Below are 14,064 nucleotides of genomic sequence, written 5' to 3' on the forward strand. Positions count from 1 at the left end.
GGTTAATAATACAAAACAGCTGATTAACCGGTTACTATTGGGCAAATTCTTTTTGTTTGATGTGATGAGTACATATTGCTACGAGGCTTTAATGAATAAATTAATGTGGGGCGCAGCGGCGCTGATAGTGACGGCAACACTGGTTGGCTGCAACCAACTGACGCAGTACACCCTGAGCGAGCAGGAAGTTAATGACTATCTGCAAAAGCATAATAATTACGAAAAACAGATTGGTATTCCGGGTCTGGTGGATGCTCATATTACCCTGACCCAATTGCAGAGCCAGATTGGCCGCGCCGAACCCGGTAAAGTGACATTAACCGGCAATGCTAAAGTGGATATCACCTCGATCCTTGGCCCGCAAACTGCTGATATGACACTGACCTTAAAAGCACAGCCAACATTTGATCGTGAAAAAGGCGCTATTTTCCTCAAAGATATGGAACTGACTGATTATCAGGTCAAACCGGAAAAGATGGATTCAGTGATGAAAGCGCTGACACCTTATTTAAATCAGTCGTTGAAGTCGTATTTTGATCAACAACCGGCCTATGTGTTAGACGGTGAGAAGAGTAAAGCGGAAGCAATGGCGAAAAAGCTGGCGAAAGGTTTAGAAGTTAAGCCGGGGCAATTAGTCATCCCACTGACTGACTAATCCTACCCCCAGCTTATTATGAGCAGATTAACTCTGGAGGAGCTCGAAATCATTCCTCCGGGTTATCTGCCTCAGACAACTCATCCCACATCGCCTGCAATGCTTCGCGGCTTAACTGTGCCAACGTGCGATAGAATCCGCTGGTGGCATGAGCTTCAACTTTACCCAGAAAACGGCCGCACCATGGCAGTAAATAGTCGCTAAACAGCGCAGTTTGTGCCGCAACTTCATCTTCAGCCGCTTGATCTTCCAGCCAGGATGCCGCCAGTAATAGCCCACCAAAATGGTCAGTTGGCCCGTCACCCAGCGGCATACCGCGCTGTTGCAGGAAGGCTCTGACCTCAGATTCAGGGCGAGCATCCTCGTAATCAGAGCCATAAGGCGAAACGCTGCGCTCGTCACCCACGAACAGCGAGTTATAATCGGCACTCAACACTTCAGGTTGATACTCTTGCTGTAAGCGAGCCAGTAATTCACTTTGCTCCAGCGGCCAATGCTGTTCTAACTTCCCCTGGCTTATCAATGCAAACAGAGGTTCCAGCAGCGGGTCTTGTGGCTGGCGATAAAACAGTGACCCAAGGATGCGGCACACCAGAGAAAAATCATTCATTTACATCTTCCTGTTTCTTATCTATTTTAAAATCACATTTGTGACAACGTCACTATTTAACCTATAACTCAGCCAACTCAGGGATAGCAGGACGACCACGCTGCTCAAGGTAATCCAGTAAACGACGTGGGCTGACATTCAGAATCCGCTCTGGTGGGAAATCCACTTCGGCAATAATACGTTCGCAGTGCTCAAAAATCCCCAATGAATAAGCAATATGGGAGTCAGAACCCAGCGCCAACCAGCCACCAGCATCTCGCACCGCGGCAGCGATGGCACGGCAATTAGCTTCACTGCCCTTACGTGAATGTGCAAAAGATGAGTTATTCAATTCCAAAGCCACATCGTAGTGAGCTGCGGCTTCAGCAACAGCTTTAATATCAATGGGATACTTAGGATTTCCGGGGTGACTGATGATATGCACATTGCCCTGCGCCATAGTAGCAATCATAGCTTGGGTATTGGCAGCCTTATCTTGGGGCGGGAACACCGGCTCATGGAAACCGGCAATCAGCAGATCGACAGCATCAAGCATAGGCCCAGTGCAATCAATGTCGCCGTCCAGATTTTTAATATTCGCTTCGATGCCGCGCAAGATCCCAACACCGTCAACCAGCCGTGGCCATACCCGCATATTCATGAAATGCCAATAATGGGGAGCATCGGCCATGTCCGGGCCGTGGTCAGTAATGGCAAACAGTTTGATATTTTTCAGCTTAGCTTCGGCGATATAATCGTGCAGGGTACTATAAGCATGGGTGCTGGCGATGGTATGCATATGTAAATCAACAGGATACATGACTACTCCACAAAGTCTTTTAAGGCGAGATAGATTTTTTGCAGGCAAAGCATAGTCCGCTAATGATAGCAGGAATTCTTCTCATCAACAGTGCTAAAAACCTCACCTGCCAATCACCCCAGTGAACTCAGGAGCGCCACGAATCAGTATCCTCGTGCCACATCAACCAAACCGACCGGTTCCCTGCCCGCTTCAATAGCATGAATGTTGGCTACCACTTGATCCATTGCGGCTTCGGGTAAGGTTACCGCGGCAATGTGTGGCGTAATGGTAATCCGCGGATGGCTCCAGAAGGGGTGCATTGACGGCAAAGGTTCTTCAGCAAACACATCTAATGTCGCCGCCGCTATTTTACCCGCACTCATGGCTACCAATAAGTCCCGCTCTAACAGATGTGCCCCACGGGCAATATTGATGATATAGGCATTGGCATTCAGTTGTGAAAAGAGTGACTGATTAAGGATCCCGGCAGTTTCTGGGGTATTCGGTAGCAGGTTAATCAACAATTGTGTCCCTTGAATGAACGCGGGCAACTTTTCTTTACCGGCAAAACTGACTACACCATCAATATTTTTTGGTGTCCGGCTCCAACAACGTACTGTAAAGCCGAACTCAGCCAGCTTGTGGGCAACACTTTTACCTAATACCCCCGCGCCAAGAATACCCACGGTAAATCGGTCGTGCTGGTGAGGTTCCAAGGGCTGCCACTGTTTCTGTTGTTGTTGCAGTTGATACTCGTCCATTCGGCGGAAATAGCGCAATACACTGGCAACGACATATTCCTGCATTTGCAAAGACATTCCGGTATCTTCCAGCCGAATTAATGGCACTCCGGCAGGTAATGTTCCCGGATAACGCCGCTCTTGATCCAAGATAGCATCCACACCGGCACCCAGCGCAAAAACCCCTTTTAACTCAACACGTTTTGCCAGCATTTCTTGTGGTGGCTGCCAAACCAGTGCGTAATCCGCCGGTTGTGTATCACCACGTCGCCATTGCCTAATTTTCGCGGTAGGTAAGCGGGATTGCAGCCCTGATAACCACGGTTTTGCTTCAACAAACGGGTGATAAAAAATAATATTCATTATTTGCCAGCTCCTTGCGAAAGTGCCTGTTAGATTTCCGCGATTATCGTTGAGATGCAAGTGCTACTAGCAAGAAATGCCGATGAAATCAGCAAACTGCTGCAACTTTAGCTAAACAGCAGCAAAGCGCACATAAGAGGGTTGACGCTGGGCACACTTTTGCCTACATTACGCCGGTCGACGACGGATAACGTGGTTGATAGCAGTAACACGGTGAGGTGTCTGAGTGGCTGAAGGAGCACGCCTGGAAAGTGTGTATACGCGTAAGCGTATCGAGGGTTCGAACCCCTCCCTCACCGCCATATTAAAGCAGTTAATAAGCGGCAATCGATGACAAACTTGGTGTTTTCCCCCAAGGCGGTTAATCAGATTGCCGTTTTTTTTTCATTTTTTCTTCCCCTACACACTGGGCTATCTTATCTCTTCCATGGTTATTCCATGTAAATGTCACGCTGCATAAGCAGCAAGTCGCCTCATCGATTATGAATAATCTCTGTTATTAATTGATTGCGCTAGCAGCTCAAATTACATGCTACAAGGTAGTTTATATCTCCCTAAAATATAAACTACAAAGGTATAACGCATGAGGCTATATATTGGTTCGCTATTATTAATCTTCGGTTTTAGTTCTGTATTTGCGTCCCCATTGATTGTCGCCCACCGGGCCGGAACAGCAGATCATCCAGAAAATACCCATCACGCCATCAGTATGGCGCTACATAATAAAGCCGATGTTGTATGGCTAAGCATCCAATTTAGTAAAGAAGGTATTCCGGTATTATATCGTCCCAGTGACCTTAAAGAACTGACTGATGGCAATGGCCCGGTCTCCAACTACTCTTGGGAGGACTTGCAGCAATTAGATGCTGCATATGCCTTTAATATTCAAGGCCAATATATTTATAGAGGTAAAGGAATAAAGATACCTTCATTGCGAGAAACAATTCTGTCCTATCCAGATGCAAAGTTTTTTCTGGATATTAAATCACCTGATACCGCCCCCATTATCATGGCTGGAATACTCGATAAGCTGATAAAAGAGACGCATTCTCTCGATAGAGTGACATTTTACTCTACCGAGAAAAAATATTTGGCAGCCCTGCCGGAATATATTAATAAATTTGAGACACGAAATTTTACCCGCCGAATTCTCACTAATGTCATTATGGCCAATGACTGCAAAATCACTAAAATCCCCGAGGATATGTTGGTCAATGAGCCTGATAAGTATCATGCCTTTGAATTAAAGCGTGATGTCAGAGTGGTCGAAAAGTATACCCTTGGTAGAGGCTCATCACGATCACAGTTGATTTGGAATCAGCCAGCCATGGCATGTTTTAAACTAAACAAAGACACCAAAGTGCTATTAATGGGGGTCAATTCTTATAAAGACTACCAGTTAGCTGACACGCTGGGAGCAGATTATGTGATGGTGGATTCCCCGTCCGCAGCCAGATATTGGCGTTAAGTAGGCATAATTCGCCTGCGAATTCTTCTATATGAGTGCAGAATAACCAGATGACAAACAACGAATAAATACTGCTTGACCATCAGGCTGCCGGTCACTATAGTACCGCCCCGTTGCAGTGCATAGCGCGGTAACGTACGGTGAGGTGTCTGAGTGGCTGAAGGAGCACGCCTGGAAAGTGTGTATACGCGTAAGTGTATCGAGGGTTCGAACCCCTCTCTCACCGCCATATTCGAGCGAAAGGCTCTGACGAAAGTCAGGGCCTTTTTCTTTGCTGCCCCATCTGGTTGCTGCTCCGTTATGACTAGCGGCGGCGCTTCTCTTTCACCGTGCGATCCCCCAGTGGAGAAAACGGCATTAAGCGGCTATAAACCACTTGATTGCGGCCTTGATTCTTAGCTTGATACAGTGCTTCGTCGGTCATTTTCAGTGCTGTTAGCATCGACATTCCCGGTAGATAAAGTGAAGCGCCAATAGAAATGGTCGCCTTTATTGTCCGTCCATCAGACAATTCTACCGTTAAGTCCTCAACTCGCTGTCGAATGCGCTCAGCAACGGCTTTAATAGCCTGTGGCTCATGACGATGAGTAATAATAATAAACTCCTCTCCGCCATAGCGGCCGACAAAATCCTCATCCCTGATAGCTGACATCAATAACTTGCCAACCGCCGTCAGCAAAATATCACCGCCGTTATGTCCATAGGTGTCATTAACAGATTTGAAATGGTCAAGATCTAAAATCATCAGGCCACATGCCTGACGGCTGTTATGAATTGCCGTCAGCCGATAATCGACACTGGCTCTGTTATTTAATTGCGTTAATTTGTCAGTATTTGCTCGATTCTTCATCGAGAAATAGGCGTAAATATGGCGCTCTTTAAAATTCAACGCATGATAACAAATAGCCAAGCAGAGCACAGAAATCAGCTGATATACCATGACCTGAGTCCAGGTAAGTGATTGCGGTACGAGTAATAAAGCGGCGATCATTCTGTAAATCGCGATTAAAATAATCGTCATGTAGAATATGCGATTACTCTTTTTCTCCCATACCTTAGAGAATAAAAGAGGAATAAAAGCTATCGTTATTAAAATGTTATCTAGCGTAATCCAGCCGGTAAAAGCAAAGTTCATCACCAGCGCAGTCAAACCACTGAGCCAGCCACCATAAAAGGTAACCAAAATAATCGGGATAAGCTCGAAGCTGTAGAAGAATGACCCGGAAATAATCCACTGGTCTTGATTGAGATAGAGTGAAACCAACCCCGAAGCAAAGCCAAACACGATGCGTTTCCAAATGTCACCATCGTAAGAAAAAGCGCTATTTTTACTTAAGGCAAAATAACTAATAGAGAGTGTCGCATAGGTTACACAAGCATCTCGATATAACGTTGATAGAGATTCTAATTCACTCATGGCGTAGCATCAGTCCTTTGAATTTTATATGTTGATTCTGACCGATATTGATGTTGCCAACTGGCGACTAACATTAGTTCGCTTTTTAATTTTAAGTTATTCATTGCAATTCCTAAACATTCAATTTGGCAATGGCTCTAGTTTCTAATCTAGATCTTAGCTGTGAGATAGCCTTTATTCCTGAATAATTTCATTATGCGGCCTGCCTCTCTCCTCAGGTAACAAGATATCTCCTAATTACTTAATTCTCATCCAATTGCGCCAGATTTATCGGCACTTAATGCTTATTATTCAGTTTCTGGTACTTGAGGTGGATAAACAGTGCTATAGGGGATAATAGCTACTTTTCATTTGCTGATAGCGTAAATTCTCTTGCCAGCTGTGAATCTGTTCATTTAAACCACTTTATAAAACGGACGGTTATCTATTTTTCCGCCAGAGATTGATATACATCTAGATCTCATCCTGCGAATTGGCGTATCGTTGTTATTAGCTACTCGAGACGGACCCATATTGGCCCGCCATTTATTTTGTCTTTTCTTTATTTGGTTTGCACCTTAGATGAAAACGCACGGAATTAACGGCATTAGGCCGTTCAGCGCGCTTATTGACGCTTGCTGGCGAGAAACCTATACACTTCAAAGACTTCTCAAAGATATAATTGCCGGTGTCACCGTCGGTATTATTGCCATCCCATTGGCTATGGCACTGGCGATTGCCAGTGGTGTTCCCCCACAATACGGCTTATATACCTCGGCTATCGCCGGGATCGTTATTGCTGTTAGTGGTGGTTCGCGATATAGCGTATCTGGCCCGACTGCCGCTTTTGTGGTTATTCTTTATCCCGTTTCACAGCAATTTGGTTTGGCGGGTTTATTATTGGCCACATTAATATCGGGGATATTTTTACTGTGCATGGGATTAGGGCGACTAGGGCGCTTAATAGAATATATTCCATTGTCAGTGACTCTGGGCTTTACCTCGGGGATCGGTATCACCATTGCCACCATGCAAGTGAAGGATTTCTTTGGCCTTCACATGGAGGAAGTGCCGGAAAACTATGTTGGCAAAGTTGCAGCACTCGCACAATCACTGCCGACCATCAACTTCAGTGATACGTTAATTGCCACTGTCACATTGATGGTGCTAATTTTGTGGCCACGATTAAAACTAAAGTTACCGGGTCACTTACCTGCATTGGTTGCTGGCACCGCCGTTATGGGCCTGTTATCGCTGTTTGATCATCAAGTTGCCACTATCGGCTCACGTTTTGGCTATTTGCTGGCTGATGGTACTCAAGGCCACGGCATCCCCCCTATTCTGCCGCAGTTTGTCCTTCCCTGGCACCTTCCAGCTGCCAACGGGCAAGAGTTTGTCCTGAACTGGGCCACTCTCTCTGCACTACTGCCGGCGGCCTTTTCGATGGCCATGTTAGGGGCGATTGAGTCATTGTTATGCGCGGTGGTGCTTGATGGCATGACCGGGCAAAAACACCATTCAAATAGTGAATTGGTTGGGCAAGGATTGGGCAATATGGTCGCGCCATTCTTTGGTGGCATCACCGCCACCGCCGCCATAGCGCGCTCAGCGGCCAACGTCCGCGCCGGGGCAACGTCGCCTGTATCGGCCATTGTCCATGCCCTACTGGTGCTGCTGGCTTTACTGGTTCTGGCGCCGATGCTGTCTTATCTGCCGTTAGCTGCCATGGCCTCTTTACTGTTGATAGTGGCCTGGAACATGAGTGAGGCGCACAAAGTTGTCGATTTACTGCGGCGTGGCCCCAAAGACGACATCATCGTGATGCTGTTGTGTATGAGCCTGACAGTCTTATTCGACATGGTGATTGCTATCACTGTGGGGATTGTATTGGCCTCATTGCTATTCATGCGCCGTATCGCCCGCATGACGCGCTTAAGTGAAATACCGACAGAAATGAATGAGCACACCTTGATATTGCGGGTTAACGGGCCGCTGTTTTTCGCCGCGGCTGAGCGCATATTTAGCGAGTTATTGAGCCGTAGTGAACATTACGAAACGATTATTCTGCAATGGGATGCCGTGCCGGTGCTGGATGCGGGGGGTCTAAATGCCTTCCTGCGCTTCACTGAGGCGCTGAATGAACATCAGCAACTCATCATCACAGATATACCTTTCCAGCCGCTGAAGACGCTGGCAAGAGCTAGAGTGCAGCCAATTGAGGGCAAGTTGAGTTTCTATGGCTCATTGCCAGAGGCCCTGGACGTTTTACGCGCCAAAGCTTAGTCCAGTTGACAGCATTATTATGGCGATCAAAAAAGGCAGTGTAGTTATCTACGCTGCCTTTTATTTATTCACGCTAAATACCGAGAATATTAAGTTACTTGCTGGTATCTAGCTCTGGGAAGCTTTTGACCAAATCATCAATCGCTTTCATCTGCACCAGGAAAGGTTCCAGTTTGTTTAATGGCAGTGCTGATGGGCCATCGCATTTAGCGCTGTTTGGCTCTGGGTGTGCTTCAATGAACAACCCTGCCAAGCCAACAGCCATGCCCGCACGAGCCAGTTCCGCAACTTGTGCACGACGACCGCCAGATGCAGCACCAAACGGATCACGGCATTGTAAAGCATGGGTCACGTCAAAAATCACCGGGTGGCCGCCCGTTGCTTGCACCATGACATTGATGCCTAACATGTCAACCACAAGGTTGTCATAACCGAAATTGCTACCGCGATCGCAAAGAATAACCTGGTCATTACCGGCTTCTTTGAACTTCTCGACGATATTGCCCATTTGGCCCGGGCTGACAAACTGAGGTTTCTTAACGTTGATAACCGCACCGGTGCGGGCCATCGCTTCGACTAAATCGGTCTGGCGCGCCAAAAATGCCGGTAACTGGATAACATCGACCACCTCGGATACTGGCTTAGCCTGACTGGCTTCATGCACGTCAGTGATGACTTTTACGCCAAATTGCTGTTTCAGTTCCTGGAAAATTCGCATCCCTTCTTCCAGGCCTGGACCACGGTAAGAGTGAATTGAAGAACGGTTGGCTTTGTCAAACGAGGCTTTAAAAACGTAAGGAATACCCAGTTTTTGGGTCACAGTTACGTAATGCTCGCAGATGCGCATCGCCAGATCACGGGACTCAAGCACATTCATGCCACCAAACAGCACGAAAGGCAGGTCATTCGCTACCTTGATATCGCCAATGCTAACCACTTTCTGTTTCATACTAATACCTTTATAAAGGGTAAATCGAGATTAATGACAGCAGCTTAGCCGCAACAAATAGCGCAATAATCCTGTCGCCGATGCTGCGCCACATCCGCTATAGAAAAGAGAATCAGTGCAACGTCACTCGCTGTTGTTCAATGGAGTGGATCTGCATTTTTATCATTTCAGCGATAGGGTCTTCTGGGCACTGTTCAACAAAATAGCTTAAATCCGAGATAGCAATGTGATTGCAATCCAGTTGGGCATAAATCAGACCACGGTCGCGGATTTCATACGGGTCATCGGGATCAAAAGCCAATACCGCTTCACTGGCCCGCAAGGCCAGCTCCATCTGCTTCTCTTCCATTAATGCCGCTTTTAGTGTGTCGAGCATTTTGCGTACAATCAGGGTATTTTCCGCTTCTTCCAAATCTTCATCTTCCAATTCGGCACTCAGCCCCAGATTACCCTTGATCCACACTTCCAGCACATGCTCGTTCAGTGTTTCACCATTCAGTGGGTTAATCAGCCACATCTCTTCATCGAGCCAGTCGGCACGAAGAATTAATTGGGTTGGGAAAATGACTGGCATCAGCGGCAAGTCCAGCTGATGTGCAATATGCAAGAAAATAACCCCCAGCGACACCGGAGTCCCCTGCCGTTTATCCAGCACTTTATCCAGCCAGATAGCATCAGACAGGCGATAAACGCCACCTGCACCACCAAATTTCCATTGGTGGTAGAACAGATCGATAAGCACTTCTAATTGCTGATCCTGATTGAGCCCCTCGGGCATCGCAGCCTTGGCATCATCGACCAGCTGTTGCAGTTGATTGCGCACATCAGCCAGTGGAAAATTCTGTCGAATCTCCTGGGTAACCAGTAGCACCCCCTCACACAGGGACGCGTTGTTAAATTCGAAATCAGCAATGCGACTCATAGATATCCCATCAGCAGTGGTAACTTAGTTGTTGCCAGTTTGACAATTAAATACAGGCAACCCAATGCGAGTATAAAGGCCAGCCAGCGACTTTTCTGGCTGCGGGTTCGCTTACCTAATGCGACATAGCCAAGCAGGATATAGATAATAACGCCAAACAGCTTTTCAGTCAGCCATGTTCCTTGCGGACTGAAAGGATAAAATCCGGTAATAAAGATCAATACAATGCCGCTGACAAATAGCAGCGTATCATTAATATGTGGCGTTATCTTTACCCAGCGTTTGTCCATCATAGCTGAACCACGACATTTCCAGAAGAAACGTAGTACAAACAGCGTAATACTGATGACCACCGTGAGTAAATGCAAATACTTCATGGCGATGTAATCAATCCACATGACTTCGCTTCCTTATTTTACCCATTTTGATTGGTATTGCAGCCATCTCAGCCGCCTTACTCGTGACGTTGGGCATATGTTAATTATTCATCGCTATTTATGTATTCAGTACAGAAATTCGATTTTAACGGGAATTTTCTTGATTAAACCGCCACTGCCCAAGTGTGACACGATCATTATTACCATAATCTTTATGCGTCATTACAGCACTAAATCCCGCATTCTTAAGTAATTTCTGTACCGCCTCGGCTTGCTGCCAACCATGCTCCAGCATCAACCAGCCTCCCGCCGCTAAATATGCCGGCGACTGGCGAATAATCTCAGCCAAATCAGCCAGCCCTTCAGCAGGGGCCACCAGTGCACTGTGCGGTTCATAGCGAACATCACCTTGGTTAAGGTGGGGGTCATTAGCATCAATATAAGGGGGGTTACTGACAATCAGCGTAAATAGCCCGCTCACTGACTCAAACCAGCTACTTTGCAGAAAATACACATTATTGATGGCAAGTTTTTCTGCATTATGGCGGGCTAGTGCCACAGCATCGGCTTTAATATCGCCGCCAACCACTGAGCAATCTGGGCGTTCGCTGGCGATAGCTAATGCGATGGCACCGGTGCCGGTACCTAAGTCCAAAATGCGGCAAGGAGTGGCGGGTAGATGAGCCAATGCCTGTTCCACCAAGCATTCGGTATCTGGGCGCGGGATTAATGTGGCGGAGGAAACACTCAATGGTAGCGACCAGAATTCGCGCTCCCCGACCAAATATGCTATCGGCTCCCCTTGTTCACGACGAGCAGCCAATGACTCTAATACAGCTAATTGCTCCGCGGTCAGCACGGTTTCACCGAAAGCCAGCAAATAGGTACGCGCACGCCCTGTCACGAAACTCAACAGGATCTCGGCATCGCGCTTCGGGCTGTCACTCTGGTTAAAACGGGCTGCCGCTAACGACAGCCACTGCTGATAATCCATTAGTCTTGCTCAGACAACGCAGAGAGTTGATCAGCTTGATATTCCTGCACAATTGGCTGAATCAACATATCCAATTTGCCTTCCATCACTTCATCCAGACGATACAGTGTCAGGTTGATACGATGGTCAGTGACACGCCCCTGTGGGAAGTTATAGGTACGATTGCGGTCTGAACGGTCGCCAGAACCTAACAGGTTGCGACGCTCAGAGGCTTCCGCCAACTGACGTTTCTGCATTTCGGCGGCACGGATACGCGCCCCCAACACTGACATCGCTTTAGCTTTATTCTTATGCTGCGAACGCTCGTCCTGACACTCCACCACAATCCCTGTTGGGATATGGGTAATACGAATGGCCGAATCCGTGGTGTTAACGTGCTGACCACCGGCACCTGATGAGCGGAAGGTATCAATACGCAAGTCACCGGCATTGATCTCTGGCATTTCGGCTTCAGGAATAGCTGGCATCACCGCAACGGTACAGGCCGAGGTATGAATACGGCCTTGCGATTCGGTTTCTGGCACACGCTGCACACGGTGACCGCCGGACTCAAATTTCAACTGACCAAAGACACCGTCACCAGAAACTTTGGCAATAACTTCTTTATAACCGCCATGCTCACCTTCACTGGCGCTCATGATTTCAACTTTCCAACGGCGCGCTTCAGCATAACGGCTGTACATGCGGAACATGTCACCGGCAAAAATAGCTGCTTCGTCGCCACCGGTTCCAGCACGAATTTCCAAGAAGCAATCGCGCTCATCGTCAGGGTCTTTTGGCAGCAATAACAGTTGTAATTGCTGTTCCAGCTCTTCACTACGAGCTTTGGCTTCTTTCAGTTCTTCCTGTGCCATTTCACGCATTTCAGGATCTTCGAGCATCATTTCTGCCGCTTCGAGGTCATCTTGCACACTGCGCCATTCTTTAAAACAGCGAGTGACATCCGTCAATTGCGCATATTCACGAGATAACGCGCGGAAACGGTCTTGATCGGCAATAACGCTGGCATCGCCAAGGTGCGCCAGCACTTCTTCGTGGCGCTCTTGTAACGCTTCCAGTTTGGCAACAATAGAAGACTTCATCCGTGGTTTTAAACCCTGTAATTAGAGGAAACTAGTGCTGATCCAGCCCAAGGCTGTCGCGTAATAATTGCAACCGCTCCATATCGCCATCGCTGGCGGCCTGCTGGAGGGATTTGGTGGGCGCATGAATCAGGCGGTTGGTTAGCTTGTAGGCCAGTTCGTTCACCACCTGTTCGACATCAGCCCCCTGCTCAATGGCGGCTAAAGCTTTCGCCGTCATTTCACTGCGCACCTGCTCGGCCTGAGAGCGGTAATCACGAATGGTTTCGACCGCCCCCTGCGCACGCAGCCAGGTCATAAAATTCATGCTTTCTTGTTGTACTATTGACTCAGCCTGAACTGCTGCCGCCTGACGCTGCGCCATATTGTGCTGAATAATCGCCTGTAAATCATCAACACTGTATAAATAGGCATTCGACAGTTTACCGACCTCGGGCTCAATATCCCGTGGCACGGCAATATCAACAAATAACATTGGCTGATTACGACGACTTTTCAGAGCGCGTTCGACCATGCCTTTACCAATAATAGGCAGCGGGCTGGCCGTTGAACTGATAATGATATCGGCATCCGCCAGCCGGGCATCAATCTCCGGTAAAGTAATGACCTCGGCCCCGACTTCTGTCGCCAATGCTTGGGCTCGCTCGCGTGTTCGGTTAGCAATAATCATATGCTTAACTTGGTGCTCGCGAAGATGACGCGCTACCAGCTCAATGGTTTCACCGGCACCGACCAGCAACACATTCAGTTCAGAGAGTGATTCAAAGATTTGGCGTGCCAGCGTACAAGCGGCAAAAGCGACCGAAACCGCACTGGCGCCGATTTCAGTTTCGGTACGGACCCGTTTAGCCACTGAGAATGACTTTTGGAATAAACGCTCCAACTCGCCAGAAAGTGATTGCCCACGTTGAGACTCAGCAAAGGCTTTTTTCACCTGCCCCAATATCTGCGGCTCACCTAAGACTAAAGAGTCCAGGCCACTGGCAACGCGCATCAAATGGCTGACGGCATCATTTCCGTGATGCCAATACAGGCTTTTTTTCACTTCGTCCGGGCTAAGCTGATGATAATTACATAACCAGCCGACAAGCTGTTCGTGCAGATTTTCTTGCTGTTCTACGCTGAGATATAACTCAGTTCGGTTACACGTAGACAACACGACACCGCCCTGCACCAACGGCTGTTGGAGCAAGCTAGCAAGTGCCTGATCGATAGATTCCGGTGAAAATGTCACGCGTTCACGTAGCGATACAGGTGCGGTTTTGTGGTTAATGCCTAATGCAAGCAGAGTCATGAGAACGGCTTCGAGTAATACTGGTGTTAGTATGGATTCTCGTCTGAACCGCATTCTACTTGATGCGAGGGCTCAATAAAAGTCACAGTGCATCATCCTCAGTATTATCCCAAATTATGCTCAGAAATTGATTATATGATGTACAAAATA

General features: G+C 47.7%; 13 protein-coding genes and 2 tRNA genes. 5 read left to right on the plus strand and 10 right to left on the minus strand.

What is annotated here, in order from left to right; translation table 11 throughout:
- Positions 1-91: 91 nt before the first annotated feature.
- Entirely contained in the window at positions 92-655 is a 564-nt protein-coding gene (locus N0H69_RS15270) for a lipoprotein (protein ID WP_050098186.1), read from the plus strand.
- A gap of 49 nt (positions 656-704) precedes the next feature.
- On the opposite strand, the gene N0H69_RS15275 is transcribed toward N0H69_RS15270, so the two are convergent.
- The 3 genes from N0H69_RS15275 to ghrA form a co-directional block, all read right to left on the minus strand.
- Positions 705-1,265 (minus strand): TorD/DmsD family molecular chaperone, encoded by a 561-nt coding sequence (locus N0H69_RS15275; protein ID WP_050151724.1) that lies wholly within the window; start codon positions 1,263-1,265, stop codon positions 705-707.
- 61 nt (positions 1,266-1,326) lie between these two features.
- The gene (locus N0H69_RS15280) at positions 1,327-2,064 is read right to left on the minus strand and encodes a phosphatase (protein WP_050107270.1); all 738 of its coding nucleotides are present in this window, start codon (positions 2,062-2,064) and stop codon (positions 1,327-1,329) included.
- 143 nt (positions 2,065-2,207) lie between these two features.
- Positions 2,208-3,149, minus strand: a complete 942-nt coding sequence (gene ghrA / locus N0H69_RS15285) for a glyoxylate/hydroxypyruvate reductase GhrA (RefSeq protein ID WP_050151723.1) — start codon at positions 3,147-3,149, stop codon at positions 2,208-2,210.
- Between the two features lie 212 nt (positions 3,150-3,361).
- On the opposite strand from ghrA, the gene N0H69_RS15290 reads away from it, so the two are divergent.
- The 3 genes from N0H69_RS15290 (at position 3,362) to N0H69_RS15300 (ending at position 4,846) form a co-directional block, all read left to right on the plus strand.
- Positions 3,362-3,451: transfer RNA gene (locus N0H69_RS15290), tRNA-Ser, on the plus strand.
- Positions 3,452-3,732: 281 nt separating this feature from the next.
- Positions 3,733-4,617: a glycerophosphodiester phosphodiesterase family protein gene (locus tag N0H69_RS15295; protein WP_050151722.1), complete on the plus strand. Its 885-nt coding sequence runs from the start codon at positions 3,733-3,735 to the stop codon at positions 4,615-4,617.
- Positions 4,618-4,756: 139 nt separating this feature from the next.
- Positions 4,757-4,846 (plus strand) — tRNA-Ser (locus N0H69_RS15300).
- 75 nt (positions 4,847-4,921) lie between these two features.
- Here the strand turns inward: N0H69_RS15300 and N0H69_RS15305 are convergent.
- Positions 4,922-6,034: a GGDEF domain-containing protein gene (locus tag N0H69_RS15305; RefSeq protein ID WP_050151721.1), complete on the minus strand. Its 1,113-nt coding sequence runs from the start codon at positions 6,032-6,034 to the stop codon at positions 4,922-4,924.
- A gap of 561 nt (positions 6,035-6,595) precedes the next feature.
- Between N0H69_RS15305 and dauA the strand changes: the two genes are divergently transcribed.
- The gene (gene dauA / locus N0H69_RS15310) at positions 6,596-8,296 is read left to right on the plus strand and encodes a C4-dicarboxylic acid transporter DauA (RefSeq protein ID WP_050151720.1); all 1,701 of its coding nucleotides are present in this window, start codon (positions 6,596-6,598) and stop codon (positions 8,294-8,296) included.
- Positions 8,297-8,390: 94 nt separating this feature from the next.
- On the opposite strand, the gene kdsA is transcribed toward dauA, so the two are convergent.
- From kdsA to hemA, 6 genes are all read right to left on the minus strand, one after another.
- The gene (kdsA, locus tag N0H69_RS15315) at positions 8,391-9,245 is read right to left on the minus strand and encodes a 3-deoxy-8-phosphooctulonate synthase (RefSeq protein ID WP_050107275.1); all 855 of its coding nucleotides are present in this window, start codon (positions 9,243-9,245) and stop codon (positions 8,391-8,393) included.
- A 112-nt stretch (positions 9,246-9,357) separates the two neighbouring features.
- Positions 9,358-10,167: an invasion regulator SirB1 gene (sirB1, locus tag N0H69_RS15320; RefSeq protein ID WP_050107276.1), complete on the minus strand. Its 810-nt coding sequence runs from the start codon at positions 10,165-10,167 to the stop codon at positions 9,358-9,360.
- The gene (locus tag N0H69_RS15325) at positions 10,164-10,565 is read right to left on the minus strand and encodes a SirB2 family protein (protein WP_004708579.1); all 402 of its coding nucleotides are present in this window, start codon (positions 10,563-10,565) and stop codon (positions 10,164-10,166) included. The genes sirB1 and N0H69_RS15325 overlap by 4 nt, the downstream gene beginning before the upstream one ends.
- Positions 10,566-10,689: 124 nt before the next feature.
- Positions 10,690-11,538 (minus strand): peptide chain release factor N(5)-glutamine methyltransferase, encoded by an 849-nt coding sequence (gene prmC / locus N0H69_RS15330; protein WP_050107277.1) that lies wholly within the window; start codon positions 11,536-11,538, stop codon positions 10,690-10,692.
- Positions 11,538-12,620, minus strand: coding sequence for a peptide chain release factor 1 (gene prfA / locus N0H69_RS15335; RefSeq protein WP_050107278.1), 1,083 nt, complete (start codon positions 12,618-12,620; stop codon positions 11,538-11,540). Before prfA ends, prmC begins: the two co-directional genes overlap by 1 nt.
- Before the next feature lie 31 nt (positions 12,621-12,651).
- Complete coding sequence (hemA, locus tag N0H69_RS15340) at positions 12,652-13,914, minus strand: glutamyl-tRNA reductase (protein ID WP_050107279.1); 1,263 nt, start codon at positions 13,912-13,914, stop codon at positions 12,652-12,654.
- Positions 13,915-14,064 lie beyond the last annotated feature (150 nt).

Origin of the sequence: Yersinia alsatica, assembly GCF_025133195.1 — a bacterium.
In the GTDB taxonomy this organism is placed as follows: Bacteria; Pseudomonadota; Gammaproteobacteria; order Enterobacterales; family Enterobacteriaceae; genus Yersinia; species Yersinia alsatica.

What these genes read in the sequence shown, in the direction of transcription:
- N0H69_RS15275 (WP_050151724.1), bottom strand. Translation starts at nt 1,265, where the DNA reads ATGAATGATTTTTCTCTGGTGTGCCGCATCCTTGGGTCACTGTTTTAT.
- N0H69_RS15295 (WP_050151722.1), top strand. Translation starts at nt 3,733, where the DNA reads ATGAGGCTATATATTGGTTCGCTATTATTAATCTTCGGTTTTAGTTCT.
- N0H69_RS15280 (WP_050107270.1), bottom strand. Translation starts at nt 2,064, where the DNA reads ATGTATCCTGTTGATTTACATATGCATACCATCGCCAGCACCCATGCT.
- N0H69_RS15325 (WP_004708579.1), bottom strand. Translation starts at nt 10,565, where the DNA reads ATGTGGATTGATTACATCGCCATGAAGTATTTGCATTTACTCACGGTG.
- N0H69_RS15305 (WP_050151721.1), bottom strand. Translation starts at nt 6,034, where the DNA reads ATGAGTGAATTAGAATCTCTATCAACGTTATATCGAGATGCTTGTGTA.
- prmC (WP_050107277.1), bottom strand. Translation starts at nt 11,538, where the DNA reads ATGGATTATCAGCAGTGGCTGTCGTTAGCGGCAGCCCGTTTTAACCAG.
- ghrA (WP_050151723.1), bottom strand. Translation starts at nt 3,149, where the DNA reads ATGAATATTATTTTTTATCACCCGTTTGTTGAAGCAAAACCGTGGTTA.
- N0H69_RS15270 (WP_050098186.1), top strand. Translation starts at nt 92, where the DNA reads ATGAATAAATTAATGTGGGGCGCAGCGGCGCTGATAGTGACGGCAACA.
- dauA (WP_050151720.1), top strand. Translation starts at nt 6,596, where the DNA reads ATGAAAACGCACGGAATTAACGGCATTAGGCCGTTCAGCGCGCTTATT.
- kdsA (WP_050107275.1), bottom strand. Translation starts at nt 9,245, where the DNA reads ATGAAACAGAAAGTGGTTAGCATTGGCGATATCAAGGTAGCGAATGAC.
- prfA (WP_050107278.1), bottom strand. Translation starts at nt 12,620, where the DNA reads ATGAAGTCTTCTATTGTTGCCAAACTGGAAGCGTTACAAGAGCGCCAC.
- hemA (WP_050107279.1), bottom strand. Translation starts at nt 13,914, where the DNA reads ATGACTCTGCTTGCATTAGGCATTAACCACAAAACCGCACCTGTATCG.
- sirB1 (WP_050107276.1), bottom strand. Translation starts at nt 10,167, where the DNA reads ATGAGTCGCATTGCTGATTTCGAATTTAACAACGCGTCCCTGTGTGAG.